This is a genomic window from Ruegeria sp. (genome assembly GCF_965199275.1).
GTDB lineage: Bacteria > Pseudomonadota > Alphaproteobacteria > Rhodobacterales > Rhodobacteraceae > Ruegeria.
The window spans coordinates 492,505-519,184 of the sequence record NZ_CBDAQX010000015.1 but is presented as its reverse complement, the minus strand read 5'-3'; the positions used below and the strand labels follow the sequence as shown (position 1 = coordinate 519,184).

Annotated in this window: 23 protein-coding genes and 1 pseudogene; 14 read left to right on the top strand and 10 right to left on the bottom strand. The window is 56.2% G+C overall.

The genetic code is table 11. The annotated features are described in order from the left end of the window. The first annotated feature begins 46 nt into the window (after positions 1-46). The 6 genes from istA (at position 47) to ACOERD_RS13680 (ending at position 5,305) form a co-directional block, all read left to right on the top strand. Complete coding sequence (istA, locus tag ACOERD_RS13705; RefSeq protein WP_419739386.1) at positions 47-1,561, top strand: IS21 family transposase; 1,515 nt, start codon at positions 47-49, stop codon at positions 1,559-1,561. A 60-nt stretch (positions 1,562-1,621) separates the two neighbouring features. Next, positions 1,622-2,032 (top strand): IS66-like element accessory protein TnpA, encoded by a 411-nt coding sequence (gene tnpA, locus ACOERD_RS13700; protein ID WP_419737609.1) that lies wholly within the window; start codon positions 1,622-1,624, stop codon positions 2,030-2,032. Then, entirely contained in the window at positions 2,029-2,382 is a 354-nt protein-coding gene (gene tnpB, locus ACOERD_RS13695) for an IS66 family insertion sequence element accessory protein TnpB (RefSeq protein ID WP_419737608.1), read from the top strand. Before tnpA ends, tnpB begins: the two co-directional genes overlap by 4 nt. A 55-nt stretch (positions 2,383-2,437) precedes the next feature. Then, positions 2,438-4,144, top strand: a complete 1,707-nt coding sequence (gene tnpC, locus ACOERD_RS13690; RefSeq protein WP_419737621.1) for an IS66 family transposase — start codon at positions 2,438-2,440, stop codon at positions 4,142-4,144. Positions 4,145-4,207: 63 nt separating this feature from the next. Beyond that, on the top strand, positions 4,208-4,939 hold the full coding sequence (gene istB / locus ACOERD_RS13685; RefSeq protein WP_419737606.1) for an IS21-like element helper ATPase IstB: 732 nt from the start codon (positions 4,208-4,210) through the stop codon (positions 4,937-4,939). Between the two features lie 234 nt (positions 4,940-5,173). Then, positions 5,174-5,305 carry a DUF2256 domain-containing protein gene (locus ACOERD_RS13680; RefSeq protein ID WP_170552600.1) on the top strand — a complete coding sequence of 44 codons (132 nt, stop codon included), beginning with the start codon at positions 5,174-5,176 and terminating at the stop codon, positions 5,303-5,305. A gap of 144 nt (positions 5,306-5,449) precedes the next feature. Here the strand turns inward: ACOERD_RS13680 and ACOERD_RS13675 are convergent, their stop codons facing one another. After that, complete coding sequence (locus tag ACOERD_RS13675) at positions 5,450-7,192, bottom strand: IS1634 family transposase (protein ID WP_419737624.1); 1,743 nt, start codon at positions 7,190-7,192, stop codon at positions 5,450-5,452. Positions 7,193-7,320: 128 nt separating this feature from the next. Here ACOERD_RS13675 and ACOERD_RS13670 point away from each other — a divergent pair. From ACOERD_RS13670 to ACOERD_RS13655, 4 genes and pseudogenes are all read left to right on the top strand, one after another. Then, positions 7,321-7,419 (top strand): annotated as a pseudogene (locus ACOERD_RS13670) (ATP-binding protein); the annotation flags it as partial. A 234-nt stretch (positions 7,420-7,653) separates the two neighbouring features. Further along, positions 7,654-7,785, top strand: a complete 132-nt coding sequence (locus tag ACOERD_RS13665) for a DUF2256 domain-containing protein (RefSeq protein ID WP_170552600.1) — start codon at positions 7,654-7,656, stop codon at positions 7,783-7,785. Then, positions 7,782-9,017 carry an FAD-binding domain-containing protein gene (locus ACOERD_RS13660; protein WP_419739385.1) on the top strand — a complete coding sequence of 412 codons (1,236 nt, stop codon included), beginning with the start codon at positions 7,782-7,784 and terminating at the stop codon, positions 9,015-9,017. The genes ACOERD_RS13665 and ACOERD_RS13660 overlap by 4 nt, the downstream gene beginning before the upstream one ends. Before the next feature lie 27 nt (positions 9,018-9,044). Beyond that, positions 9,045-10,538: a cryptochrome/photolyase family protein gene (locus ACOERD_RS13655; protein WP_419739384.1), complete on the top strand. Its 1,494-nt coding sequence runs from the start codon at positions 9,045-9,047 to the stop codon at positions 10,536-10,538. Positions 10,539-10,613: 75 nt separating this feature from the next. Here the strand turns inward: ACOERD_RS13655 and ACOERD_RS13650 are convergent, their stop codons facing one another. The 7 genes from ACOERD_RS13650 to ACOERD_RS13620 all read right to left on the bottom strand — a co-directional run bounded on the left by ACOERD_RS13650 (position 10,614) and on the right by ACOERD_RS13620 (position 18,135). Next, complete coding sequence (locus ACOERD_RS13650; protein ID WP_419739383.1) at positions 10,614-12,110, bottom strand: mannitol dehydrogenase family protein; 1,497 nt, start codon at positions 12,108-12,110, stop codon at positions 10,614-10,616. Further along, positions 12,110-12,883 carry an L-iditol 2-dehydrogenase gene (locus ACOERD_RS13645; RefSeq protein ID WP_419739382.1) on the bottom strand — a complete coding sequence of 258 codons (774 nt, stop codon included), beginning with the start codon at positions 12,881-12,883 and terminating at the stop codon, positions 12,110-12,112. Before ACOERD_RS13645 ends, ACOERD_RS13650 begins: the two co-directional genes overlap by 1 nt. Continuing rightward, positions 12,880-13,884: an ABC transporter ATP-binding protein gene (locus tag ACOERD_RS13640; protein WP_170642572.1), complete on the bottom strand. Its 1,005-nt coding sequence runs from the start codon at positions 13,882-13,884 to the stop codon at positions 12,880-12,882. The genes ACOERD_RS13645 and ACOERD_RS13640 overlap by 4 nt, the downstream gene beginning before the upstream one ends. Before the next feature lie 12 nt (positions 13,885-13,896). Next, entirely contained in the window at positions 13,897-14,727 is an 831-nt protein-coding gene (locus ACOERD_RS13635) for a carbohydrate ABC transporter permease (protein WP_068333782.1), read from the bottom strand. A 12-nt stretch (positions 14,728-14,739) separates the two neighbouring features. Next, complete coding sequence (locus tag ACOERD_RS13630) at positions 14,740-15,606, bottom strand: carbohydrate ABC transporter permease (RefSeq protein ID WP_170375757.1); 867 nt, start codon at positions 15,604-15,606, stop codon at positions 14,740-14,742. Positions 15,607-15,713: 107 nt separating this feature from the next. Next, entirely contained in the window at positions 15,714-17,015 is a 1,302-nt protein-coding gene (locus ACOERD_RS13625) for an ABC transporter substrate-binding protein (RefSeq protein ID WP_419739381.1), read from the bottom strand. A gap of 94 nt (positions 17,016-17,109) precedes the next feature. After that, positions 17,110-18,135 carry a LacI family DNA-binding transcriptional regulator gene (locus ACOERD_RS13620; protein WP_170666218.1) on the bottom strand — a complete coding sequence of 342 codons (1,026 nt, stop codon included), beginning with the start codon at positions 18,133-18,135 and terminating at the stop codon, positions 17,110-17,112. Positions 18,136-19,030: 895 nt separating this feature from the next. Between ACOERD_RS13620 and ACOERD_RS13615 the strand changes: the two genes are divergently transcribed. Beyond that, complete coding sequence (locus ACOERD_RS13615; protein ID WP_419739380.1) at positions 19,031-19,381, top strand: hypothetical protein; 351 nt, start codon at positions 19,031-19,033, stop codon at positions 19,379-19,381. 85 nt (positions 19,382-19,466) lie between these two features. On the opposite strand, the gene ACOERD_RS13610 is transcribed toward ACOERD_RS13615, so the two are convergent. Then, positions 19,467-21,209, bottom strand: coding sequence for an IS1634 family transposase (locus ACOERD_RS13610; RefSeq protein WP_419737624.1), 1,743 nt, complete (start codon positions 21,207-21,209; stop codon positions 19,467-19,469). On the opposite strand from ACOERD_RS13610, the gene ACOERD_RS13605 reads away from it, so the two are divergent. Beyond that, the gene (locus ACOERD_RS13605; RefSeq protein ID WP_419739379.1) at positions 21,202-21,462 is read left to right on the top strand and encodes a hypothetical protein; all 261 of its coding nucleotides are present in this window, start codon (positions 21,202-21,204) and stop codon (positions 21,460-21,462) included. The two genes, ACOERD_RS13610 and ACOERD_RS13605, sit on opposite strands and share 8 nt — an antisense overlap. Next, on the top strand, positions 21,444-21,560 hold the full coding sequence (locus ACOERD_RS13600; protein ID WP_419739378.1) for a hypothetical protein: 117 nt from the start codon (positions 21,444-21,446) through the stop codon (positions 21,558-21,560). Before ACOERD_RS13605 ends, ACOERD_RS13600 begins: the two co-directional genes overlap by 19 nt. Before the next feature lie 754 nt (positions 21,561-22,314). Here the strand turns inward: ACOERD_RS13600 and ACOERD_RS13595 are convergent. Beyond that, positions 22,315-22,956, bottom strand: coding sequence for an NADPH-dependent F420 reductase (locus ACOERD_RS13595; RefSeq protein ID WP_419739377.1), 642 nt, complete (start codon positions 22,954-22,956; stop codon positions 22,315-22,317). Positions 22,957-23,128: 172 nt separating this feature from the next. Here ACOERD_RS13595 and ACOERD_RS13590 point away from each other — a divergent pair, with 172 nt between their 5' ends. Beyond that, entirely contained in the window at positions 23,129-26,419 is a 3,291-nt protein-coding gene (locus ACOERD_RS13590) for an adenylate/guanylate cyclase domain-containing protein (RefSeq protein WP_419739376.1), read from the top strand. The last annotated feature ends 261 nt before the right edge of the window (positions 26,420-26,680 follow it).

Genomic DNA, 26,680 nt, shown 5'->3' with positions numbered 1-26,680 from the left:
TTGTAGACATCCTTTTCATTGAGCAGTCGATGGAGAGGCAAGCGGGATGATTTGCGTGGAAACTATTAGAAAAGTGCGTCGCTTACACCTGATCGAAAAAAAGAGCATCAAGGAAATTTGCCGTTCGCTCAATTTGAGCCGTGCAACGGTTCGAAAGATAATCCGATCGGGAGTGACGGAGTTCAAATATGAGCGCAAATCGCAGCCATACCCGGTGCTCGGGCCTTGGCGCGCGCGTCTGGATGAAACGCTTGAGGAGAACGAGGCGCTTCCGAAGAAACACCGCAAGCGGATGACCAAAATCTGGAAGGAACTCTCCGATGATGGTTTTGGCGGCGGGTATGACAGTGTTCGACGCTACACAAAGAATTGGCGCATTGCGCACGGCCGACAACAGGCGCAGGCGTTCATCCCGCTGATCTTTGATCCTGGGGAGGCGTACCAGTTCGACTGGAGTGTGGAGACGGTTTTGATGGACGGTGCACTCACGACCGTGAAGGTTGCCCATTTCAAACTTTGCCATAGCCGCATGCCATTCTCCATTGCCTATCCGCGCGAGACGCAGGAGATGGTCTTTGATGCCCACGACGAGGCCTTCAAATTCTTTGGTGGAGGCTGCATCAACGGGATCTACGATAACATGACGACCGCCGTCGATGCGATCCTGTCGGGCAAGGAAAGAAAGTTCAACAAGGCATTCTCCCGGATGTGTTCTCATCATCTGGTGAACCCGATCGCCTGTACGCGCGCGGCCGGTTGGGAGAAGGGTCAGGTTGAGAATCTGGTCAAGGAGAGCCGCGCCTATAGTTTTACACCGCGTCTGGAGGTGGCCGACTTCGATGAATTGAATGCCCGGCTGCAAAAAGACGCGATCAAACGCGCAAAAGAACTGCGGCATCCGGAAAACCTGGAGGTGACGGTCTGGGAGGAGTTCCAGCAGGAAAAGCCGCTGCTGACGCATCTGCAGAAGCCCTTCGTCGGGTTCCGTGAAAAGACGGTCGCCGTGAGCCGAACCTGCCTGATCAACTTCGAAAGAAACAAATACAGCGTTGAGGCAAGAGCTGTTGGACGTCAGGTCCAGTTGCAGGTCTACGCCACGCGGATTGTCCTGCGCCAAGACGGTGAGATTGTCGGAGAGCACGAACGGTGCTTCGGCCGAGGAAAAACGATCTTCAACCCTTGGCACTATGTGCCCGTCCTCAAGCGCAAGCCTGGCGCTCTGCGCAATGGAGCACCGTTCCGTGACTGGGACCTACCACCGGCAATGACGCAGATCTGGACCCATCTGCGGGGCACATCCGACGGAGACCGGCAACTTGCCGATATTCTTTTCGCTGCTTACCAGCACGACATTGATGTGGTCGAGGCTGCCTGCGAAGAAGCTCTAAAATCTGGCCTGCGCAAGGCCGATGCGATCCTGAACATTGTCTCTCGGCGCACCAATCCCCCGCCGCCAAAGGCGATTGAGCCGCCTGCCCACCTGCAGCTGAAAATGGCACCGATCGCGGATTGCGCTGTAAGCGTAACGAGGTGCTCACCCATTTTTTGCCTCGCGCGCTAGCCCCTGCGCTGTCAGATTTTCCTTATCGTAACAGGGATAAGGATTTTCTCCATGGAGTCGATGACGGAGTTCCTCCGCTCGTTGGGCGTTGAGTATCAAGTTGATGGCCGTCGCCGATGGTCGCATGATGCGAAGGCATACATTGTTGCCGAGACTTTGAAGCCGGGGGCGACGGTAAAAGCTGTGGCTGGTAAATTCGGGGTCAATGCGAACCGATTGTCGGAATGGCGTTGTCTGGCAAAAGATGGGAAACTGGTGCTTCCAGCTCCGGAGCCTGATGAACATGTTGAGTTTGCGCCCGTGGTTCTTTGTGACGGTGATGAGGCAAGTGTTCAGCCGCAGGTTCGCCCGCCATCGTCACCAGCGGAAAAGGTCGAGATCGTTTTCCGCGGGGTGTCGATCAATTTGGGCACCGATACATCGGCACAGCGAATTGCCGAGATTGCCCGAGCGGTTGGGGTTGTTGAATGATTTTCCCTGCACAGAAGTTGCGCATTCTGGTCAGCACACAGCCGGTGGATTTTCGCAAGGGTCATGATGGCTTATGTGCTCTGGTGCAGTCGGTTCTGCGGGAAGACCCGTTCAGCGGGACGGTGTTCGTATTTCGCGCGAAGCGAACGGATCGGCTGAAGCTGGTTTTTTGGGATGGGTCAGGTCTGGTTATGGCTTATAAGCGTCTGGAAGATACAGACTTCGTCTGGCCTGCTATTCGCGATGGGGTGATGACGCTGAACAGAGCACAGTTTGAGGCGCTTTTTTCTGGTCTGGACTGGCGGAAGGTCAAACCTGTCGAGACGCGGCGGCCAACTGCGGCAGAGTGAATCAGGCGGTTGATTGGGCAGGATTTAGAAGTTCGGGCTGTGTATGCTCGCAGGTATGACTGCCGACTCCAATGGTTTCAATCTTGATGCTCTGCCCGCCGAACATAAAGAGGCTGTTCAGGCCTTTGTCGAGGACAATGCACGTCGGGTTGCCGAGTTGGAGGAACTGACAACCAAGCAGAGCGCCTGCATATCAGATCAGGGGGCGCACATTGCAGATCAGGCCCAGCAAATATCGGATCAAGATCGGCAGATAACGGGTCAAGACCAACAGATTGCAGAGCAAAACGCTTTGATCCTTCGTTATGAAAGCCTGATTGCGGAATTGAAGCGGGCGCTTTACGGCAAGAAATCGGAAAAACTAACTCAGGACGAGCGTAATCTCGGGGCCGAAGATCTTGAAGTTGCGCTCAGCGAGGCGGAGGCCTCAAGCGAGGCAGCCACTCAATCCTGTGACAAAGAGAAAAAGGCAAAGCCCAGGAAAGCGCCTGAGCGCAATATCGGCAATCTGCCTGAAGATCTGCCGCGGATCGAACAGGTGATCGAACCTGACAGTGTTGAATGTCCGTGCGGATGCGGCGCGATGCATAAGATTGGTGAAGATCGCAGTGAACGGCTGGACATCGTGCCCGCGCAGTTGCGTGTGATCGTAACGGTCCGTCCGAAATATGCCTGCCGGTCATGTGCTGGAGGCGTGAAACAAGCACCGGGACCATCGTGGCTGATCGAGGGCGGACTTCCGACCGAAGCGGCCATCGCGCACGTGTTGGTCAGCAAGTATGCAGACCACCTTCCTCTGTACCGTCAATCGCAGATACTTGTGCGCTCTGGCATCGACATTCATCGCGCCACGCTCGCGGGCTGGGTCGGAAAGGCCGCGTTCCACCTCAAGCCGGTTGTTGAGCGGCTGGCGGAACACCTGAAGTCTTCGACCAAACTGTTCATGGATGAAACCACGGTCCCAGTCCTCGATCCGGGAGAGGGTAAAACGAAAACCGGTTATTTCTGGACGTTGGCACGTGACGACCGATCCTGGAGGGGCGATGCACCACCAGGGGTTGTTTATTTCTATGCACCCGGTCGGGCTGGCGAAAACGCAGAGAAGTTTCTCAAGGGGTTCAACGGTGTTCTGCAGTTGGATGGGTATCAGGGGTATAATCGGTTGATGCGGCCAACGCGGAAAGGGGGCTCTCCGATCCGAGCCGCCTATTGTTGGAGCCACGCTCGCCGCAAACTGAAGGAGGTCTTTGACCGCGACAAGTCCGGGATCGCAGCAGAGGGCTTGCGTCGGATTGCCGAATTTTACGCAATTGAAACTGAAATTCGGGGCCTTCCACCCGAACAGCGCCTGTCTGCGCGCCAGACACAAACCGCGCCCTTGGTTGCCGAGTTCGGCACCTGGCTTCAGGAGCAGCGCCTGCAGGTCTCTAAAAAATCCAGACTTGGTGAAAAGCTCAACTACATTCACAAACATTGGGACGGCTTGCAGGTCTTTCTCAGTGACGGCCGGGTTGAGATCGACTCCAACAACGTCGAAAATCTCCAAAGACCAATTGCCCTTGGGCGGAAAAACGCACTGTTTGCGGGTCATGATGAAGGCGGCGCCAGTTGGGGCCGTATCGCATCTCTGATACAGACCGCGAAGTTGAACGGCGTGGAACCCAATGCATATCTGACCTCAACGCTCCAAAAAATAGCAGCCGGTCACCCCCAAAGCCGTATCGACGAGCTCCTGCCATGGAACTTTCAAAAGTCAAGCTGAAATGCCATGTGTGTGCCTCGTTACGCTTACATTGCGCTCGCTATGACAGGCTTGGAGGCTCCCATGCAACTGCGTAAGGAAATTCTCGAACTTGCCCGTCAACTGAAGTTGCCAGGCATCGTCAACTGCTTTGACGAAGTGATGCAGGCCGCAGCCAAAAACAACTGGCGGCCCCAACAGGTCGTGGCCGAACTCCTCACGGCCGAACTGGCCGAAAAGACTGCGCGCTCGATCCGGTATCAGATGGGTGCCGCAAAGTTCCCGGTCTGCAAGTCCTTACCTGAGTTCGACTTCACGGTCAGCCCCGTCAACGAGGAAGTCGTGCGCAATCTTCATGACGGCGATTTTATGGACCAGGCCAGGAATGGCGTGCTGGTCGGTGGAACCGGATCGGGCAAAACGCATCTCGCAACAGCGATCGGGGGCCACGCGGTCAATAACCGCCGGCGGGTCAGGTTCTTCAGCGCTGTGGATCTCGCGAACAAGCTGGAGGCTGAACATCGCGAAGGCAACGCCGGGCGGCTCAGCGAGCAGCTGATCCGCGTCGACCTCGTGATTATAGACGAACTCGGTTATCTGCCGTTCGCAGAGTCTGGTGGACGATTACTCTTCCATCTCATCAGCAAACTGTACGAGCGAACGTCTATTCTGCTAACAACCAACCTCGCATTTGCTGAATGGCCGAGTGTGTTCACAGATGCCAAAATGACCACTGCTCTCCTGGATCGACTGACACACCATTGCGATATCATCGAAACCGGGAACGAAAGCTGGCGAATTAACCACCGCGACTAACCTCGAAATCGGGGAATAAATTCAAAACAGACAGCAGGTCAAACCTTCAGTCGAGCTACGCTCTCTTTTCGGTTTGACCTGCTGTCCACCCCCTCCTGAATCAACCTAAACACGACCCCCTCAACGCCCCTCTTAGCTCCAAGGGGGGTCAAATTTGGACGCCGATGGGGGGTCATTATTCAATGCCGATTGACAGGCTCAACTTGACCTACCGTTCGGAGACCTCACGTGAAGATGCGCAAGAAGGCGGATTTGCCGCAAAAGATCTGTCCAGTCTGCCAACGTCCCTTCGTGTGGCGTAAGAAATGGGAGAAGGTCTGGGATGATGTCAAATACTGCTCGAAACGCTGCAAGGCTGCCGCATGACTTTGGAAGTTCCTGTGGCGGATAACGCTTTTCCTGACTTCCGACATTTTTTCGTATAAGTCATTGATATTATTATGCCTTGGTTGCCAAAAGGCACTACACGGACTTTTTTCGCCAGCGATTGTTTCGGAGTGTTGAGGGAGCTCAGGCTTTGGTCTGGCCAGTTTTTCGGGTGCGCCCGGGGGGTATCTTGAAAGGGGCTTCGTTCCAGGTCAGGCCGACGCAGGTGAGGATGCGTCTGGCATCGACCGTGGCATGGCTTGGCATGCCGTAGCGGTCAGGGGTGCCTTTGTGGCGCAGGATCGAGAGCTGCAATGCGTTCAACTCGTTGCGGATACGAGCCGGGCTCATCGGGTGTCCGAGCAGGTCCAGATGCTTGCGCAGGTGCTGCAGGCAGCAGAAGGCCATGTAGCAGATGGCGATATGGGCCCGGACCCGACGCGGCGACCAGTGATAGATGGGCCGGATTTTCAGATCGTGCTTGTTGGTGCGGAAGCAGGCTTCGATCTCCCACAACTGGTGATAGCGGGCAATGACGTCCTGTGCCTCCAGTTCGTCCGCACCATGAACAACAATGGCATGCAGCCCGTCCCATTGTGCCGCTGCCTTGATCTTTGCATCATCCAGCGTGACGTCCCCGCTGTCGGGGAAGGCCAGGAAGCGGCCATATCCCCGGCTGCTGAAGCTGCCGGGTTTGCGAGAGCGCTTGAGCTTCTTGTGCAGCTTTTCGATTGCCTTGTCGCGCTTGTGGGCATCATTGCGTGCCCGGGTGGGTGACCAGGTCACAATGACCCGCGCTCCCTCCTGGTCGATCACCTTGTACCAGCCCTTCTCGGTTGCCTCTTCAGAACCGTGTCCAGCCCAAGGCTGGCGTCCCTCCGGGCTCAAAATGTTCGCCTTCACGGCGGCCGGGGCGGACTTCATGCGATAGCCGAGGATGTAGGGCAGACCCTTGTTCTGCAACATCTGCTGGTTGTCCTTGCTGAGCATGGCGGCATCGGCCACGAACGTGACCCTGGCCACGTCGAAGCGTCCCTCCAACGCCTTCAGCGCAGCTTCCAGCGTATGACCTTCCCAGGTGTTTCCCGGGAAGAGTTCATAGCCCACAGGCAGCCCATCGGAGGTGACGATCAGCGCCAGCATGACCTGAGCGCGGTGATGCTTGCCATCCTTGCTGAAGCCCTTGGCCAGAAGATGATCCTGCTCGACCCCGTCCGCATCCTCGGCCGGGTCCTCGCGCTCGGTGTCAAAGGCCAGGGTCGTGCAATCGTAGAACAGCACGGTCACTGGCCCGCCCAGCAACTTCTCTGCCGCCGCGTGAGAGGTTTTGCAAATCCCGTCTATCACCGGCGTATTGATGTAATCCATGCTCCGATAGACCACGTCCAGATTGAGCGTGATGCCTGCCTGGTTCTCCAACGCCTCCACGGTCGCGCGCTTGCTCTCGGGCTGTGCGATCCGCGCCATAACCAGCTCTTTCACAATGCGATTGGCACTTTTACGCGCCGCCCCCAGAAGGGCCCCCCAACCCAGTTGGTCATACATCGTCCCCATGACATCCCGCAGACCCAGAGAGACCCGCGCCTCCTCACGGCACTCGGCAAGATCAACGCCAAGCTTGTCCGGCCGCGGAGCGCGGCGCACCAGCGCCTGCAGATCGGCATATTCCGTGGGCGTGAACAGTTCCATTTGCGGCGAGCGATCAATGCGTAATTGCTCCATCAAGCGGCCCGCCAGACGCTTGATATCCTCAATCTCGCTGTCGTTATGGGCCACACCCACATGGCGCAGGATCTTCTGGCGTACCTTGGAGCCGGTGCGGACGGATTCAACGATCTGGATCCGTGTGCGGTTGAGCTTTGCGTCATGTTTGGTGCGGATGAACATGGGCGAAGAGGTTAGCCATCTGAAGGCCCATGTCAATACTTTTTATAATAATGGGGCACTACAACGCGCCTCTGAGCAACCACACCTGAAAACAAACCAAAAACCCAGTCAGATCAACAAAAAGGTCGGAAGTCAGGATGACCACTGCTCTCCTGGATCGACTGACACACCATTGCGATATCATCGAAACCGGGAACGAAAGCTGGCGAATTAACCACCGCGACTAACCTCGAAATCGGAGAATAAATTCAAAACAGACAGCAGGTCAAACCTTCAGTCGAGCTACGCTCTCTTTTCGGTTTGACCTGCTGTCCACCCCCTCCTGAATCAACCTAAACACGACCCCCTCAACGCCCCTCTTAGCTCCAAGGGGGGTCAAATTTGGACGCCGATGGGGGGTCATTATTCAATGCCGATTGACAGGCTCAACTTGACCTACCGTTCGGAGACCTCACGTGAAGATGCGCAAGAAGGCGGATTTGCCGCAAAAGATCTGTCCAGTCTGCCAACGTCCCTTCGTGTGGCGTAAGAAATGGGAGAAGGTCTGGGATGATGTCAAATACTGCTCGAAACGCTGCAAGGCTGCCGCATGACTTTGGAAGTTCCTGTGGCGGATAACGCTTTTGAACAGCAGCAGTTCGAACCTACGCGCGCCTCAGGCCTGAGGCGTCTGGAGCAGTTTTTTCCCCGCGCTGGACGCGACTATGCGCAAAGTCGAAATTATGACTTTGGCCCCAATCGACGCGGCAATGTATCGACTCTCTCGCCCTGGCTACGACACCGCTTGCTAACTGAGGAAGAGGTTCTGTCACGCGTTCTGTCCGCACATGGTGAAAAGCTTGCCGACAAGTTCATTCACGAAGTGTTTTGGCGCACGTATTTCAAAGGCTGGTTGGAGCAACGGCCAAGTGTTTGGTTTAGCTACCAAAGAAACTTGGTGGCACAATTGGAGCGTTTGGAAAACGATGCAACATTGAATGCGGCGTATCGGGATGCTGTCTCAGGACTTACGGGTATCGAGTGTTTTGATCACTGGATGCGCGAGTTAAACGCGACAGGGTATCTTCATAACCACGTGAGGATGTGGGTGGCCTCCATTTGGATTTTCACGCTCAGACTCCCCTGGGAACTGGGCGCAGATGTCTTCATGCGCCACCTCGTAGACGGCGATCCGGCATCAAATACGCTAAGTTGGCGTTGGGTGGCGGGTCTCCACACAAAGGGAAAAACCTATCTCGCGCGCGCCGACAATATCGCGAAATACACCGATGGGCGGTTTCAACCCCAGGGCTTGGCTAACGTCGCTGAGCCGCTGGTTGAAGCAACAGATCATCCGCGCATCGAAATCCGCTCGCAGGCAGAGCAACCCCTATCGAAGCCGTATCTACTCCTGATGACAGAGGAAGACATGGCCGCAGCAGATATCACATCAGTGCGTCCCGCAGGCGTGGTCGGCCTGCTGGCCACAGATGGTCGTTCGCCGGGTCCGGTCGGTGACTTGCCGTCTGCTTTTGTCAAACAAGCAATGAATAGCGCACTCTCGCCGTTCGGAGAGATTGGACAAGCCAAGGACGATTGGTCCGAGCCCCTGATCAAGGCGGCTCATACAAATAAAGTTGATACGATTGTCACAGCCTATTGTCCTATCGGTCCGACACGGGTGCGCTTGGACCGTGCCGAACCAAAGCTGAACGAGGCCGGCATTGATCTGCGTCGTATCTGGCGCCCTTACGATGCGCACGCGTGGCCACACGCCAGAGCAGGGTTCTTTGGCTTCAAGAAGAAGATCCCGTCCATGTTGCAGGCCCTGAATCTGACCTCTTAGCCATGTAAACCAAACCGGGAAAACGCCGTGATATACGCCGCAATTGTGCTTCCAAATCAAATTTTTGCAGAACACCCCGCATTTGAAATGCCGCTGCAAAAGGTGATCTTGTTTGAAGACCCGTTGTTCTTCGGAGACCCGCAGTATCCCGCCAAAATGCACAAGCAGAAGCTCTGGCTCCATAGGGCGAGCATGGCTCGGTATCGCCAAGAGCTCGAGATCAAGGGCTTTGATGTGGACCTCTTTAAGTATGAGCCTTCTGCCAAAGCGTGCCTTCATTTGTTCGAACGGCTTTCTCTGGATCAGATTTCTCGGGTCGTGATGGTTGATCCCGTCGATTCAGTCGTTGAAAAGCGTTTAAGCGAGGCTTCGCAAACCACTGGAGTTACTGTTGAATTCCTGCCTTCGCCCGGCTTTCTGAACACACGTGCCAGCAATCTGGCATGGTCTGCCGGCCGAAAACGTTGGTTCATGGCGGAATATTACAAAAGCCAGCGACGCCGATTGAATATTTTGCTTGAGAACGATCAGCCCTTGGGCGGCCAGTGGAGTTTCGACGAAGACAACCGCAAAAAGGTTCCAAAAGCCCTGCTGCAAAGCTTGCCTTGGATCGACTGGCCGCAGCACGACAGTATGGACCGAGCTGCGAAAGACAGCGTTCTGTCTGAATTTCCCGATGCGCGTGGACATCTCGATACCCTTTATTATCCAACTTCGCACGCTGCTGCACTGGCGTGGCTTCACCAGTTTTTGGAACGGCGTTTCGACCAGTTTGGTGACTTTGAGGATGCGATTGTTGAAGGCGAAAGCTGGCTTTGGCATGCCGTCCTTACACCTGCACTGAACATTGGCTTGATCACGCCACAGCAAGTCATTGACGCAACTCTGGACCATGCCCAGCGCAAGAATACGCCACTAAACTCTGTAGAGGGGTTTATCCGTCAGATTATAGGGTGGAGAGAGTTTATGCGCGCCACCTACGAAGACTTGGGTTTGCGCATGCGCACGACCAATCATTGGCGTCACAACCGACCAATGCCTTCGTCCTTCTATGACGGCACAACAGGGATAGACCCGATTGACGATACGATCCGGCGGATCCTGCAGACCGGCTACTGTCACCACATCGAAAGGCTGATGGTTCTCGGCGGGTTTATGTTCCTGTGCGAAATCAAACCAGACGACGTCTACCTGTGGTTCATGGAAATGTTCGTGGACAGCTACGATTGGGTCATGGTTCCAAATGTCTACGCAATGAGTCAAAACGCGGATGGCGGGCTGATCACGACCAAGCCTTATTTTTCCGGATCAAACTACATTCGGAAGATGAGCCATTGGGGCAAAGGCGAATGGGCCGAGACTTGGGACGGCTTATATTGGCGCTTCATTTTCAAACACAAAGACAAGCTTTCAAAAAATCCGCGTTGGGCCATGATGTGTCGCACAGGCGATAGGATGTCGCTGGAAACAAAAGAGAAGCATCTGGAAAAGGCCAACTCTTTTCTGGCCGAATTGAACTGAGTGCAACTACGGTTCCGCTCAATAAGGGTTAGGGAAGTTTACGCCCATTGCGTGTCACGATTAGTGTCGCTTTGCCTATGTGGTGGCATAGTCGGTAACCGCTGCTCGGCAACCAACTTGCCAGATTGTGGACAGCCAAGCGGAAAACGCTTCTGCAAACCTCGTGTTGCCAGCTAGCTCACCATAATACTGGCGTTGCTCGATCCACATTTTTGGGTCGGCCTTGGAGGCCCGAGCGGTGTTTTGCAAATGCTCCCATTGGGGGTCGTTTGGCGCAATTTCCAAGCCATCTTCGCGAACGCCCGCGCACATCCGGCACCAGAACGCTTCGGCCAGAGCCAAACCAGTCAAAGAACGGCCTGAGGCAAGGGCATCGCGCAACGACGGCAGCAAGAACCCCGGATGTCGTGAAGACCCGTCAAATGCCACGCGACGTGTCGTGTCGCGGATGGTGCTGTTTGCAAATCGCTTTTCAACCAATCCAAGATATTCAGTTGCCGTGGTGCCTGGAACGGCTTCGACATAGGGCAAGATCTCTTCTGTCTGAACCTTCTTGAAAAACGCTACGATGTCCGGATCCTGCATGCAGTCTGAAATCGTCGGTACGTTAAGAATTTCCCCAATATTGGCAAGCAGCTGGTGCCCTCCGTTCAGGATGCGCAATTTCATCATTTCATATCCGTGAACATCGTGGGTCATCGTTACCCCAGCCTGTTCGAGGGGCGGTCGCCCGGCACAAAAATCATCTTCGACGACCCATTGTCGAAAATTCTCATGTGAGACCGGAGCGCGATCGTCTATTCCAAGCGCCCTGCATTGCGAAATGACCTGCTCAGTCGTTGCGGGCACGATGCAATCCACCATCGAGTTTGGGAATGCGCCCTTTTGGGCGATCCAGTCGGCCAGTTCCGTGTCGACCAGACGCGCCAAACCAACAATGCAGGTTTTTAGTATTGCGCCGTTGCCCTGAAGATTGTCGCAGCTCAGCGCGGTAAACGGTTCCAAACCATTCTCACGCCTTTGCCTGTATGCCTCGACCATCGCACCGAATACTGTGCGTGGCTGGTGCGGGTTCTCGGCGTCGTGCCGTATGTCTTCATGATCCAAGTTGAACATGCCGGTGTTGGCATCCAGAAAATAGCCGCCCTCGGTTACAGTCAGGGACACAATTCTGATAGACGGATCAGCCATCCGGCGGATGAGTGCTGCGTTACCTGCCTCAATCGGCAGATAGTCGATCATCGGGCCTATGACCTCTGCGGATATTCCTTGTGGATCCAACTCGATCAACGTGGTCAGGCAATCCTGCGCCAACAGCCTCTCACGCATCTCAGCGTCGTAGCTGCGCACTCCGGCTCCGATAATGCCCCAATCGTAGGCTTGGCCCTGCTGCAAGAGCTGATGAATGTACCACGCCTGGTGGGCGCGGTGGAAATTTCCAAGACCGATATGAACAATGCCCGGCGTCAGCTCCGAACGCTTATAGTTAGGGGTGCCGACAGTCGCTGGGAGGTCTGCAAGCCTGTTTTGCCGCAGCTGGATCAGAGGGTTTGAGTGTGCCACTGGGTTCATCAGCTCATCCAATTTCCACCGTCGACATTGTAGGTTTGTGCAACGATGTATTTTGCCTCGTCCGAGGCGAGAAACACTGCCATGCCTGTCAAGTCTTCGGCCCGGCCCATGCGGCCATAGGGAACGGCAGCGGCCACTTCGCGTTTCTTCTGTCCCGGCAGTTTACCTTCGTGTTTGGCAAAGAACGCATCGACGCCGTCCCAGTGTTCGCCGTCCACCACACCTGGCGCGATCGCGTTCACGTTGATCCCGTGCGCGATCAGGTTCAGGCCCGCAGATTGGGTCAGGGAAATGATCGCGGCCTTGCTGGCACAATAGACGGCGACCAGCGGTTCACCGCGCCGCCCGGCTTGCGACGCCATATTGATGATCCGGCCTTTGGTGCCATGTGCGATCATATGGCGCGCGACGGCTTGCATGGTGAACAAGGCACCGGCGACGTTGATATCAAAAACGCGCTCGTAGTCTGCGCGCTCAATCTCGACAATCGGGGCGGCGGTGAAGATTGCCGCGTTGTTGATCAGGATGTCGATCGGGCTGAAATGCGATGCCGTGTGGGCAATGGCGTCGTCGATACTCTGCTGGCTTGTCACGTCCATTTCGACGGCCATGGCAGACGCGCCGATCTCGGCTGCGGCCTGGTGGGCGCGTTCGATGTCGATATCCGCGATGGCAACACGTGCGCCTTCCGCGACATAGGATTTGGCAAAGGCCAGCCCGATGCCGCGCGCGGCCCCGGTGATCAGAGCGATTTTGCCATTGAGACGGGTCATTCGATCCGCAGTCCTTTTTCGTCGAAGCGGTGGATGACGTCGGCCCGTGGCGTCAGGTGAATACGATCCCCGTGACGGAACCCAACCTCGCCATCGGCGCGAACCGTGATCGTCTCGGCCAATCCGGTGTCGTGGACGTGGAAGAACGTGTCCGAACCCAGATGCTCTGAGACGCTGACAACCCCGGACCACTCGCCCTCGGTTTCCGAAACAGCGATATGTTCCGGGCGGATGCCGATGGTCTTAGCACCATGTTTTGCGGCCTCTTCACCCTCGATGAAGTTCATCTTGGGGGAGCCGATGAAGCCAGCGACAAACAGGTTTCGAGGTGTGCGATACAGCTCCAGCGGGCTGCCGACCTGTTCGATCACTCCGGCCTGAAGGACAACGATCTTGTCAGCCATGGTCATGGCTTCAACCTGATCGTGGGTCACGTAAATCATCGTAGTCGCCAGGCGTTCATGCAATTCGCTGATCTCCAACCGCATACCGACACGCAGTGCCGCGTCGAGGTTCGACAGAGGCTCGTCGAACAGAAACGCCGCCGGTTCGCGCACGATAGCGCGCCCAATGGCGACCCGCTGGCGTTGGCCGCCGGACAGCTGGCCGGGGCGACGGTCTAGATAGTCAGTCAGGTTCAGGACGCCGGCGGCACCTTCGACGCGTTTGTCGATCTCGGCCTGATCCAGTTTCGCCATGCGCAGGGGAAAGGCGATGTTCTTGCGCACGGTCATATGGGGGTAGAGCGCATAGGACTGGAACACCATCGCCAGCCCTCGTTTCGCGGGTGGAACATCGGTGGCATCCGCGCCGTCAATGTCGATAGAGCCCGAGGTGATATCCTCCAACCCAGCGATCAGACGCAGCAGGGTGGATTTTCCGCAGCCCGAGGGGCCGACGAAAACGGTGAACTCGCCATCTTCGATGGTCAGGTCCAGCGGTGGAATGACCTGTACGTCGCCGAAGCTTTTGGTCACGGACTTGAGTTGAATACGTCCCATGTGTCGTGTTCCTTATTTCACAGCGCCGAAAGTCAGGCCGCGGACAAGTTGTTTCTGGCTGAACCAGCCGAGGATCAGGATTGGTGCAATTGCCATGGTCGAGGCCGCGCTGAGTTTGGCAAAGAACAGGCCTTCGGGGCTGGAATAGCTGGCGATGAACGCTGTCAGCGGAGCCGCGTCGACGGCGGTCAGGTTGAGGGTCCAGAACGCCTCGTTCCACGCCAGAATGAAGTTCAGCAAAACGGTCGAGGCGATACCGGGGATGGCCATGGGGGTGAGAACATAGAGAATTTCTTCTTTCAACGTCGCCCCGTCCATCCGTGCGGCTTCCAGGATCTCACCCGGAATTTCGCGGAAATAGGTGTACAGCATCCAGACGATGATCGGCAGGTTGATCAGCATCAGGACGACGACAAGTCCTCCGCGTGTATCTAGCAGGCCCAACCGAATGAACAGCAGGTAGATCGGGTAGAGAACGCCGACCGCAGGCAGCATCTTGGTGGACAGCATCCATAGCAGGATGTCCTTGGTGCGCTTGGATGGAACGAAAGCCATCGCCCATGCGGCGGGGACGGCGATGATAACGCCCAGAATGGTCGAGCCCCCGGCTATGATGACTGAATTCCACAGGAACCGCATGTAGTCCGAGCGTTCCTGCACGATGGCGTAGTTTTCCAACGTCCAGTTGAAGTTCAGGAACAGCGGTGGGCTGGCGATCGCCTGTGCCTCAGTCTTGAAGCTGGTCAGGATGGTCCAGAGTATCGGGAAAAAGATCAGCAAACCAACGGCCCAAGCGAGGGCGGTATTCAGCGATTTGCGGCGGGTTGTGACTGCGCGGGCCATTGTCTTACCTCCTCACGCGTCCAGGTTCTTGCCGACGATGCGCATCAAGAAGATCGCAACGATGTTGGCTAAAATGATTGCGTAGACACCTCCGGCTGATCCGAGACCAACGTTCTGGCTCTCCAGCACACGCTGGAAGATCAGGTAAGTGAGTGTACGGGTGCCGAATGCGCCGCCGGTGGTCACGAAGATCTCGGCGAAGATCGACAAAAGGAAGATCGTCTGGATCAGTATCACAATGGTAATCGCGCGGCTCAGATGCGGCAGGATGATGTGGTAGAAGCGCTTCAGGACCGGCGCGCCGTCCATCTCGGCGGCTTCCAACTGCTCACTATCCAGAGATTGGATTGCGGTCAGCAAGATCAGCGTTGCAAAGGGCAGCCACTGCCATGAGACGATCATGATGATCGAGGTCATAGACGCCTCGGACAGCCATGAGATCGGCTCGGCCCCGAAAAAGCGCCACAGATGGGCCAGCAGGCCGTTGACCGGGTCCATGAACATGTTCTTCCAAACCAATGCAGACACGGTGGGCATGACAAAGAAGGGCGCGATCACGAGAATGCGGACAACCCCTTGGCCCCACATCGGCTGGTCCAGAAGCATCGCCAGGAGGATGCCTAGGATGACGGTGATGACCAGAACCCCTCCGACGATCACAAGCGTTGCCTGAACCGCGGGCCAGAAGGAGCTGGACGATACGAACCGGACGTAGTTGTCGAAGCCGACCCAGCCCAGATCCCCACCGCGCAGGGGCAGATATTTCTTGAAGGAAAAATACAGCGTCATCGTCAGGGGCACGAGCATCCAGCCAAGTAGCAGGACCACTGCGGGTGCCATCATCAGGCGCGCGACGGATCGGGAGTGTTGAGTAGCCATTACGCAAACCCTCTCTGTTCAGGCGTAGCTTAGCCTGCGAGAAAAACGTGGGTTGTGGAAGGGGTGAGCGGGGGGCAGCTCTCTGCCCGCCCGCGTGGGAGGATGCCTCAGTACCCTGCGGCTTCCATTTCTTCGGCGGTGAAGGCCTGCGCTTTGGCAAGTGCTTCCTCAACCGTTTGCTGTCCGGCATAGACTGCCGAGAACTCTTGGCTGACCTGTGTCGCGATACCCGCGAACTCTGGGATCGCAGCGAACTGGATACCAACATATGGGACAGGTTTGACCGTTGGGTTGTTTGGATCAGCGGACAGGATCGAGTCCAGCGCCATCTTGGCAAACGGAACCTTCTGGTATTCCGGGTTCTCATACAAAGAGGAGCGCGCGCCCGGCGGTACGTTTGCCCAACCTTCGTTTTCAGCAACTAGCTCAATATAGTCTTTAGACGTCGCCCATTCGATGAACTGCTTGGCTGCGTCTTCTTGCTGTGTACCGGCCGGAATGGCCAGTGCCCAAGCCCAAAGCCAATTGGAGCGTTTGCCCAATCCGGTGTCGGGTGCCAGCGCAAAACCAACGCTGTCCGCGACGGTCGAGTCGTCCGGGTTGGTCACGAATGACGCCGCAACAGTGGCGTCGATCCACATGCCGCACTTGCCTTGCTGGAACAATGACAGGTTCTCATTAAACCCGTTGGTAGCATAGCCTGCCGGACCGGATTCCGTCATCATTTCAACGTAGAAGTTCAGCGTGTCAGACCATTCGGGCTGATCGAACTGGGGCTTCCAATCTTCGTCGAACCAGCGCGCACCGAAGGAGTTGGACATCGCCGTGATGAACGCGCCGCCTTCACCCCAACCGGCTTTGCCGCGCAGGCAGATTCCGTTGATGTCGGCGTCTCTGTCGGTCATCGCCGCCGCTGCCTCTTTGATGAACTGCCAGCTTGGCGCCTCAGGCATTTCCATACCCGCTTTTTCCATCAGGTCAGTACGGTACATGATCATCGAGCTTTCGCCGTAGAACGGCGCCGCATACAGCGTTCCGTCATGGCTTAGACCGCCCGACATCGCGGGCAAAATGTCACCGACGTCGTACTCGTCGGACAGGCCGTCCAGCGGAACCAGCCAGCCATTTGCGCCCCAAATCGGGGTCTCGTACATACCAATGGTCATGATGTCGAACTGACCACCTTTTGTGGTGATATCAGTGGTCACGCGCTGGCGCAGTACGTTTTCTTCCAGCGTCACCCACTCGACGTCGATACCCGTCGCTTCGGTGAATTTGTCAGTGTAGCCCTGCATCCGGATCATGTCGCCGTTGTTTACTGTGGCGATCGTGATGGATTGTGCGTGGGCCGCGGCCGTCGCGACGAACGTCAAAGCTGTCGCCGCACGAAGTGCGTGTTTCAAGTACATCCCTGTCCTCCCTGAGCTTGGATGCTGTGCAGAAAGACTAGTTCAAGATTTGTCGCGGCGTCAATAAAAACTTTACGCGCGTTAATTTTTGGCGCTATGCGGATTCCCTGAGAACCAATCGTGCCGGGAACAGGGTTTCTGTCCGCTTCTCAAATTTCCCACCGTTTTCAATGAGTTCGAAAAGCGTTTCGACACTTCGGGCCGCTACATTGTCATAGTCATGCGCCGCGGTTGTCAGTGAGGGGCATGTGAACTTTGCAAAGGGATGATCGTCGTTCGAGGCCACACGCAGCGTACAATCGGCTTTCCGCCCGACGCGAATCCCCTGCTCAAAACACGCCGCCAGAAAGCCGATCGCCAATCGGTCATTGCTGCACAAAACCGAATCCGTGCGTAACTTGCGTTCATCTAAAACCTTGAGCGCACCCTGTCGACCAATCTCCTCAAAGGCCCAGCCAGCGCCTTCGATTTTGATCACATGCGGTTCAAAACCCAGGCGCTCCATCACCTCGACATAGGCCTTCCGCCGCTTGTTGGCATTGGGGTTTGCAGGTGTCCGCATTTCGAAGAACGAGGGTGGCTCGCCAGTGCGGGTCATGTATTCCACGGTCTGAGACACAAAGCTGAAATTGTCGGAACCGATAAACGCCGCGCCCAAACCGTCGAGGTTGCTGTCGAAAAGAACCGTCGGCACACTGGCGCAGAATTTCTCGATTGCTGACTTGTCAGAGATACGCCCCAAAGGCGCCAACAACACGCCCGCAGGTTTCAGGGATTGCAAACCGTCCAGGATTTCGTTTTCCAGCTTTTGTTCACCGTGAGCGCTGAAAAGGAACGGACGATACCCGGCTGCGATACAGCTCTGTTCAAGATACCGAGCGATTTCAGCAAAGAACGGATCAGCCAGATAGGGCACGACAATGCCGATATTCTTGGTCAGTTTTCGGTTTTGGTTCACGGCATAGATGTTCGGGCGGTAGTCAAACCGCTCCAGCGCCTCTTCGATACGCGCTCTTGTCGTTGGGCGAACGCTATCGGGATCGTGGAAGTATTTGGAAACCGTGGGCCGAGAGATTCCGCTGAGCGCCGAGAACTCTTCCATATTCTTGATTTTGGTCATGCCAGTCTGCCTGCGGATCACAGCCGCTTTGATCTTATCTTACTTTTACATATTCTTTGCGCGCGCTAAAAAGATCAATAGCCAGTCAAGTTCCGTGTATTTCTGCAGGCACCGGGTTTGAATGTATCTCGGGATTGATACCAGGACATCGGCGGTCAAGCTTGCTTGATCGAATTTTCGCGACGTCCTCAATGGGAATTGCAACGTCTTCGCAACACCCCGGCTGGTCAGAGCAGCACCCAAGCCTTTCGTGGAAGGCGACGCTTGATGCGTTTAACCAGCTTTCAGGGCCAATCACGCTATCAGTGCGGTCGAATGACCTTGCTTCAGTCATTTTCTTTAGGCACGTAGGTCGGTTTTCTACCATCGTAGATAAACGCGTTTCAAACGCATTCGATCTGCTTGAATGTTTGCAGGAATTGGAACTCAGAGCTTTTTCACCTAAGTCGCCCCGCCTGACATTTCATTTTGATGAAATTGGCGATGAGCTGAAGATATAAATGGCGGAGGACCGCAGTGAATTTCGGCAGAGAGCCCATACTGGAAGTTCTGTTGTCCAGCATTTCGCCAACCCCACTAGCCGCGTTTTAGGCAAAAAAGCGGCCATTGAATAAGAGCGCAGCGAACTTTAGGCGCTAACGTCCGAATTGCAGAACAAGTTGCCTGATGTTGACGCGGCCAAATTCACTGCTGCATTGCTACGCCGAATAAACCGAAGCAATGCGGCGCATTTCACAAGCGCAGACTTTAAAGGACGTTAAAGTTCCACGAATATGATCTGCGTCAAGGCGGAAATGCCGAGATTATGTTAAACATCCACAACTCGGGATCGAAAATGAGGTTTCCGAGAAATGCCGCTACTTCTGGCAAATGCTTGAAAGTAAGGAGGCGTGAAATGACAGCCAGAATTCTAAACTCAGCCGCAGCAGTGCTTTTATCGAGCATTGTTTCGCAAGCCGCTGCCGAAATGGATGGCCGCACACTTGTTGATATCTGCACTGACGGGGATGCGCTGCAACTGGGCTATTGTATGGGGTATATGGCCGGATATCGCGAAGGAAGAGACACGGCTTGGCACACTTTCCGAGCAGCAAAAGGTTTGGGAAGCGAGCCAATTGAGAACACAAAAGAGTTTACTGATCCTCTTCGCTCCGGCAGGTGTGTTTTTCCCAGACTTCCGAACCACCAAATGCGTGAAATCGTGGTGAACTATATCTCGCCTGACTTCCGACATTTTTTCGTATAAGTCATTGATATTATTATGCCTTGGTTGCCAAAAGGCACTACACGGACTTTTTTCGCCAGCGATTGTTTCGGAGTGTTGAGGGAGCTCAGGCTTTGGTCTGGCCAGTTTTTCGGGTGCGCCCGGGGGGTATCTTGAAAGGGGCTTCGTTCCAGGTCAGGCCGACGCAGGTGAGGATGCGTCTGGCATCGACCGTGGCATGGCTTGGCATGCCGTAGCGGTCAGGGGTGCCTTTGTGGCGCAGGATCGAGAGCTGCAATGCGTTCAACTCGTTGCGGATACGAGCCGGGCTCATCGGGTGTCCGAGCAGGTCCAGATGCTTGCGCAGGTGCTGCAGGCAGCAGAAGGCCATGTAGCAGATGGCGATATGGGCCCGGACCCGACGCGGCGACCAGTGATAGATGGGCCGGATTTTCAGATCGTGCTTGTTGGTGCGGAAGCAGGCTTCGATCTCCCACAACTGGTGATAGCGGGCAATGACGTCCTGTGCCTCCAGTTCGTCCGCACCATGAACAACAATGGCATGCAGCCCGTCCCATTGTGCCGCTGCCTTGATCTTTGCATCATCCAGCGTGACGTCCCCGCTGTCGGGGAAGGCCAGGAAGCGGCCATATCCCCGGCTGCTGAAGCTGCCGGGTTTGCGAGAGCGCTTGAGCTTCTTGTGCAGCTTTTCGATTGCCTTGTCGCGCTTGTGGGCATCATTGCGTGCCCGGGTGGGTGACCAGGTCACAATGACCCGCGCTCCCTCCTGGTCGATCACCTTGTACCAGCCCTTCTCGGTTGCCTCTTCAGAACCGTGTCCAGCCCAAGGCTGGCGTCCCTCCGGGCTCAAAATGTTCGCCTTCACGGCGGCCGGGGCGGACTTCATGCGATAGCCGAGGATGTAGGGCAGACCCTTGTTCTGCAACATCTGCTGGTTGTCCTTGCTGAGCATGGCGGCATCGGCCACGAACGTGACCCTGGCCACGTCGAAGCGTCCCTCCAACGCCTTCAGCGCAGCTTCCAGCGTATGACCTTCCCAGGTGTTTCCCGGGAAGAGTTCATAGCCCACAGGCAGCCCATCGGAGGTGACGATCAGCGCCAGCATGACCTGAGCGCGGTGATGCTTGCCATCCTTGCTGAAGCCCTTGGCCAGAAGATGATCCTGCTCGACCCCGTCCGCATCCTCGGCCGGGTCCTCGCGCTCGGTGTCAAAGGCCAGGGTCGTGCAATCGTAGAACAGCACGGTCACTGGCCCGCCCAGCAACTTCTCTGCCGCCGCGTGAGAGGTTTTGCAAATCCCGTCTATCACCGGCGTATTGATGTAATCCATGCTCCGATAGACCACGTCCAGATTGAGCGTGATGCCTGCCTGGTTCTCCAACGCCTCCACGGTCGCGCGCTTGCTCTCGGGCTGTGCGATCCGCGCCATAACCAGCTCTTTCACAATGCGATTGGCACTTTTACGCGCCGCCCCCAGAAGGGCCCCCCAACCCAGTTGGTCATACATCGTCCCCATGACATCCCGCAGACCCAGAGAGACCCGCGCCTCCTCACGGCACTCGGCAAGATCAACGCCAAGCTTGTCCGGCCGCGGAGCGCGGCGCACCAGCGCCTGCAGATCGGCATATTCCGTGGGCGTGAACAGTTCCATTTGCGGCGAGCGATCAATGCGTAATTGCTCCATCAAGCGGCCCGCCAGACGCTTGATATCCTCAATCTCGCTGTCGTTATGGGCCACACCCACATGGCGCAGGATCTTCTGGCGTACCTTGGAGCCGGTGCGGACGGATTCAACGATCTGGATCCGTGTGCGGTTGAGCTTTGCGTCATGTTTGGTGCGGATGAACATGGGCGAAGAGGTTAGCCATCTGAAGGCCCATGTCAATACTTTTTATAATAATGGGGCACTACAACGCGCCTCTGAGCAACCACACCTGAAAACAAACCAAAAACCCAGTCAGATCAACAAAAAGGTCGGAAGTCAGGAAAAGGTTTGGGAAGCGAGCCAATTGAGAACACAAAAGAGTTTACTGATCCTCTTCGCTCCGGCAGGTGTGTTTTTCCCAGACTTCCGAACCACCAAATGCGTGAAATCGTGGTGAACTATATCTCGGATCACCGTGAGACATGGGGGGAGAGTGCTGGTTCAGCAATCTCAAAAAGCCTTTGGAGCGCGTTTCCCTGTGAAGAAAACATGTAGCCGTTTTAAAGGCCAACGTGGTCAGCGTCGTGCAGAAGCACATAGCTCATACGTTTAGCGCAAGCCAAACCGATAAACTCATTTCGACCCGCAGTCGCGAATTGCCAATTGCTGCAAAGCGGTCCCCGGACGCTTGCCGGAGTGCTTTGCGCAATTCTGCAAGAATTCGCGGAGATTAAGAAAACAGAATTGTCTGCGCTGGCCGAAAGTCAGGCGGACCTCAATGACAGCAGAGAGCTGTCATCAAATGGTTGTGCCGATGATCCGAATGCTTGTCCGAGACTGCATGTTCCGCAACGAAGACATCCGACACAAATGCAGTGAAAGATCAGTTTCGAGTTGAGCCAATTTGGCAGCTTTCGATGACCGCTATCGGGAAATGACGCTGTACCGTACCACTTCCGCATTTTGTGGTGTGGGCGTCGGCACGCTCGCTGCAGCCGCTAAAGGCCGGATTGTTCGCGTAGCTGACGACTGTCCAGAAGGCTCCACCGTTTATTCCTGGGTCAGGACAGCTTGCCGTTTTGGCCCAATATTGCCGAAAGCCTGTGCCCCTTCTGAGCGAAAGAGTTTCACGAAACTAGAAAGAACCGTATTGTAGGTGACACGGTCAGTCAGGCTGTCACGTCGGAGGTCAAGGATTGGCTGTCCGAAGCTCCAGCCCAGACGCATGGTGTAGGCCGCTATTTGCAATAGACCTTTGAAACAGGCAGGGCGTCCTAGCCTGCCTGCTTCCCCGGGTATTCAAGCGGTATTATACGTCTGAGCGCAGGATGACAGGCGTGATCCGCGTGCCTTCGCCCTGAACATAGGCCATCTGAATGATCAACTCGGCCAGAGGTTCCAGATACCGCGCACTCAGCATCGCCCCGCTATCGACCGGGTCATAATTGATGGTACGCACCAACTCGGCCACCGTTTCTTTTGCCCCAGCATCGTCCCCGGCAAGGAACACCTGAGGGCGGATGCCGCCATAGGTTGGATCCGAGTCAACGACATCAGCAAAGATCGCGTTGAAGGCCTTGACGACCGGAACGCCCGGCAGCTTCGACTGGCAAACCTCACCTGCGGATGTGGTATGCCCTAGGGTCAGAGCCATGTAGTCATCAGTCAGAGGGTTAGTGCAGTCGACCACCACCTTGCCTTCAAGCGATCCCAGAGCCTCCAATGTATCATCCAACGCCGTGAACGGTACGGCGATGAACACAACCTCGGCGTGTTGAACCAGATCGGCTGCAAGGCCACCTTTTATACCATGTCGGTCCGCGGCCTCGGCCCCCCGTCCGGCATCTCGCGAGCCGATGTGAACCACATGTTCCGTTGCAGAAAACCGGCGCGCGAGCGCGTTGGCGACATTGCCGGTTCCGACGATAAGCAAATTTCTTGAGTTGGGCACGACGACGTTCTTCCCCTTGATAATGTTGCGATTCCGAGGATAGTGGAATCGGTATCATGATGATAATTGTTTTTTGCGCTCGCTTTCAGATTGCAGCGCTCTAGGCGGGCGGTTGGTGTGCTGCAGCCGCACTGTAAGTGCCAGTTGGCAGGGTGAATGGTGAAACAACACGATGGCAATTGATCTCGACGATTGGCTGCGCGCGCTTGGAATGGAGCGCTACATCTCGGCGTTTCATGATCATGATGTGGACGGTAGCCTGCTTCCGACGATTACTGCAGAAGACCTCAGGGATATGGGGATCGCATCGGTTGGCCATCGCCGTCAGTTGCTGAACGCGATTGCCTTGCTGCGCAGCGGGCAGGCGTCGGACCTGGCAAAAGGCCCTTTTGCGGAAAAGGCGGATCGTAGCCACTCGGTCGCGCCGCAACAGCGACGACAGCTGTCAGTGGTGTTTACGGATCTTGTCGGCTCGACCCAACTGTCCGAACAATTAGATGCCGAAGAGCTTTCGACCCTGTTGACCAGCTATAAAAGCGCCGTGACCGAGATCGTCGAGGAATACGGCGGCTTTGTCGCGCAGTATCTGGGCGATGGCGTTCTGGCTTATTTTGGCTGGCCGCAGGCCTATGATCATGACGCAGAACGGGCGATCCGATCGGGGCTGAGCATCGCAGACTCGATGCATTTTCTGGGCCGGCCACATGGGGTTAAGCTGAATTGCCGCATTGGCATCGCAACGGGCAATGTCGTTGTCGGAGACCTGATCCGCAACTCATATATCGAAGAGGATCAGGCCGTCGGGCGCGCGCCCAACCTGGCTGCCCGTATCCAGTTGATGGCAAAACCGGGCACCTTGGCGATCTCGGACGAAACCAAGAAGATCGTCGAAGGCAAATTCGATCTGACCGATCTGGGAAATCACAAATTGAAAGGCTTCCGCGGCGAGGTACGTATCTGGCGCGTCGAAGGCGCAACGGACGGCCCCACCCCCGATTTCAAGCGTCGGTCAAAAGAAAAGCTGCCGATCATCAATCGCAAGGTTGAACTGGCCCAGTTGGACAGTGCCTGGGAGCGGGTCGAGCGGGGCGTTCCTCGCTCGACGCTCATTTCTGGTGAGCCGGGGATCGGTAAGTCCCGACTGGTGGAAGAGTTCGTATCGCATGTGCTTGAGGCCGAGGGCGACGTTCTGCGCTTTCAATGCTCGCCCTTTCATACTAATGACGCCTTGTATCCGGTACTGAACCAAATCTGGTCTATGGTTTTGGGCGGGGGGCAGCTTTCGGCCGGGGACACGGCCCAGCGGCTGGAACAGATTTTTTCGGCTACAACCCTGGACCCGGGCAAGACAGCCTCATTGGCGGATGCCTTGATGCAGTTTCGCGAACACGGGCGCGACACCACGCTGCCGCTTGATGCGCTGGGCCGGAAAGAGATGACGTTTCAGGCGCTGATTGCCCTGTTCGAATGGTATGTGCGCGACAAGAAAGTGCTGGTTGTCTTCGAGGACCTTCACTGGATCGACCCGACCACAAAAGAGCTTTTGGGACGGCTGCTCGAGACGTTCAAAGATGAGCAGGTCATGGTGCTGCTGACCTGCAGGCCCGCGTTTCAAACCGCGTGGGAGGTCAATACGCGCATCGAACTGACCCGGCTGTCCAACGAGGAAATCGGTGAGATTGCGGCGCATGTCTATGATCTGAAACCGGTGCCGATGCCGGTGCTGGAATTGATCGCAGATCGGTCCGACGGGGTGCCGCTCTTTGCCGAAGAGCTTTCCAAGTCGTTCATAGAAACCGGCGTCTTTGACCGGACCGATGGGGGTGGCGCGTCGATTGATGAGACGGCGGTGCCGACCACGCTGAACGAGTTGTTGGTCGCGCGCCTTGATCGTCACCCCGAGTCCCGCCGGATACTGCAGACGGCTGCGGCCATTGGTCGGGATTTTTCCTTCGACGTTCTGTCTGCCGTGATTGATGAATCCGATCATGCGCTGTCGGCTCATTTGAACACGCTGGTATCTGCGCAGATTATTATTCCCGCCCCGGCTGCGGCCCGTAGATACTCGTTCCGCCACGCCCTGATGCGAGATGCCGCGTATGAGACCATGCTGCGATCCGTGCGTGCAATGGTGCATGCGCGAATTGCGGCTGTACTTGGTGCGCGGTTTCGCAAAATCACGCCCGCCCATGTTCTGGGCAGCCATTGGGGTTTGTCCGGCAACCATGCGGAAGCAACACGGTGCTTCCAGCAAGCGGCGGAGCAGGCAAGTTCGCGCTATGCAAATACAGAGGCCACGGCCTATTTCAAATCTGCGTTGAACCATCTGGAACAGGTCACCCTTTCGGACGGGTTGCACCCTGGCACTCTGCCGGAGCGCGCTGATCTGCTGGAACAGCTTGGCACCGTCTTGACCTTGGTTCACGACCTTGACGGCGCGGTTGCGGCTTATCGTGAGGCCGTAGGGTTGGTTCAAGACAACCCCCGGAAAACTGCTCGTTTGCACCGTCTGACCGGTAATGCCTTGCAACAGGATCGCGCGGGATCACTGGCTGAACTTGCCGCCGCCGAGGCCGCGCTGGATCAAACCGCGTGGCGGGACGACGCCGAGCTGCTGCGGGAATGGATCGACATCCAGCTTAATACGCTCAACGTTCACTACTGGAGCGGAGATGGTGAGGCGATGTCTCAACTGGCGGCTGGACTGGCGCAGGATGTGGGCAGCATGACCGCTGAACAACGCGCCGAGTATTTCGATCAACTGGTGCTGCGTGACCTCAGAATGTCGCGCTATGATCCCGCCGAGGACACGATTGAAACCGCATCGAACTATGTGTCTGCGGCTGAGGAAACTGGTAATCTTGCCGTTGTGGCCTCGGCCCTGTTTATCCTTGGGTTCGTCAATCTGCACAGCATCCGACTACCTCAGGCACAGGAGGCGATGAGCGCAGGTTTGGAGGCCGCGCGCAAATCCGGTCACCGCAAGATCGAGTTGCGCTGCATGACTTATCTGTCCCTCGTCTATCGGCGCATGCATAACCCATCCGAGGCCACGCGTCTGTCTCACGAAAGCATTGCGCTGGCGCGGGAACTCCAGATGCATGAGTATATCGCATTGGCAACCGCCAACCTGTCGTGGGAGGCATGGCAGCGCGGCGCAGACAGCACAGCGTGCAAGCTGGCCCGCGACGCGATGGTTCAGTTCGAGAAGACCTCGATCGCTTATCCGTTTGAATGGTCTGCGCTGTTGCCTTTGATCGCATCCAGCCAGACGCAGAAAGACCTTTCCGAGGTGCCAAAGCTATCCGCGCGCCTTCTGGACAGTAGCCAGCAGAACCTGCCCGAGACGCTGCGCAATGTCGTGGCAGATATCGCCACCCTGACTAGCACGGATGACGTGCCCCTGATCAAAAGACGCATTGCCGCGTTAATCGACGCTGCACGCTATTCTGGGTTCCTCTAACACGGCTCATTTGCGCAAGATTGCTCCGGCCCGAGGGAAAGCTTGCGGCACCGGGTTCGATTTGCTGTAGTGAACGTGCCTGTATTGAGTGGAGGGGGTATGAATGATTTGTGATCGGCCAAACGCCCTGAATCTGTTAGAGGATTCGGGGAGGCGGATAGGTCTCAGGCTGGATGTTTTCGTAGGGCATTGTGACCCTGTAGTGGAGCTTAGCCTTCGCCTGTTTCCGAACAGCCCCCATAGGGCCCGGTTTTGGCCGGT

Bases quoted from the DNA above. Each gene is read 5' to 3' on its own strand.
- ACOERD_RS13610 (WP_419737624.1), bottom strand. From the start codon at position 21,209: ATGTTCATCCGCACCAAACATGACGCAAAGCTCAACCGCACACGGATC.
- ACOERD_RS13615 (WP_419739380.1), top strand. From the start codon at position 19,031: ATGACAGCCAGAATTCTAAACTCAGCCGCAGCAGTGCTTTTATCGAGC.
- ACOERD_RS13600 (WP_419739378.1), top strand. From the start codon at position 21,444: ATGCGTGAAATCGTGGTGAACTATATCTCGGATCACCGTGAGACATGG.
- ACOERD_RS13635 (WP_068333782.1), bottom strand. From the start codon at position 14,727: ATGGCCCGCGCAGTCACAACCCGCCGCAAATCGCTGAATACCGCCCTC.
- istB (WP_419737606.1), top strand. From the start codon at position 4,208: ATGCAACTGCGTAAGGAAATTCTCGAACTTGCCCGTCAACTGAAGTTG.
- ACOERD_RS13675 (WP_419737624.1), bottom strand. From the start codon at position 7,192: ATGTTCATCCGCACCAAACATGACGCAAAGCTCAACCGCACACGGATC.
- ACOERD_RS13625 (WP_419739381.1), bottom strand. From the start codon at position 17,015: ATGTACTTGAAACACGCACTTCGTGCGGCGACAGCTTTGACGTTCGTC.
- ACOERD_RS13590 (WP_419739376.1), top strand. From the start codon at position 23,129: ATGGCAATTGATCTCGACGATTGGCTGCGCGCGCTTGGAATGGAGCGC.
- tnpB (WP_419737608.1), top strand. From the start codon at position 2,029: ATGATTTTCCCTGCACAGAAGTTGCGCATTCTGGTCAGCACACAGCCG.
- ACOERD_RS13620 (WP_170666218.1), bottom strand. From the start codon at position 18,135: ATGACCAAAATCAAGAATATGGAAGAGTTCTCGGCGCTCAGCGGAATC.
- ACOERD_RS13645 (WP_419739382.1), bottom strand. From the start codon at position 12,883: ATGACCCGTCTCAATGGCAAAATCGCTCTGATCACCGGGGCCGCGCGC.
- tnpA (WP_419737609.1), top strand. From the start codon at position 1,622: ATGACGGAGTTCCTCCGCTCGTTGGGCGTTGAGTATCAAGTTGATGGC.
- ACOERD_RS13650 (WP_419739383.1), bottom strand. From the start codon at position 12,110: ATGAACCCAGTGGCACACTCAAACCCTCTGATCCAGCTGCGGCAAAAC.
- ACOERD_RS13665 (WP_170552600.1), top strand. From the start codon at position 7,654: ATGCGCAAGAAGGCGGATTTGCCGCAAAAGATCTGTCCAGTCTGCCAA.
- ACOERD_RS13630 (WP_170375757.1), bottom strand. From the start codon at position 15,606: ATGGCTACTCAACACTCCCGATCCGTCGCGCGCCTGATGATGGCACCC.
- ACOERD_RS13640 (WP_170642572.1), bottom strand. From the start codon at position 13,884: ATGGGACGTATTCAACTCAAGTCCGTGACCAAAAGCTTCGGCGACGTA.
- ACOERD_RS13605 (WP_419739379.1), top strand. From the start codon at position 21,202: ATGAACATGGGCGAAGAGGTTAGCCATCTGAAGGCCCATGTCAATACT.
- ACOERD_RS13660 (WP_419739385.1), top strand. From the start codon at position 7,782: ATGACTTTGGAAGTTCCTGTGGCGGATAACGCTTTTGAACAGCAGCAG.
- istA (WP_419739386.1), top strand. From the start codon at position 47: ATGATTTGCGTGGAAACTATTAGAAAAGTGCGTCGCTTACACCTGATC.
- tnpC (WP_419737621.1), top strand. From the start codon at position 2,438: ATGACTGCCGACTCCAATGGTTTCAATCTTGATGCTCTGCCCGCCGAA.
- ACOERD_RS13680 (WP_170552600.1), top strand. From the start codon at position 5,174: ATGCGCAAGAAGGCGGATTTGCCGCAAAAGATCTGTCCAGTCTGCCAA.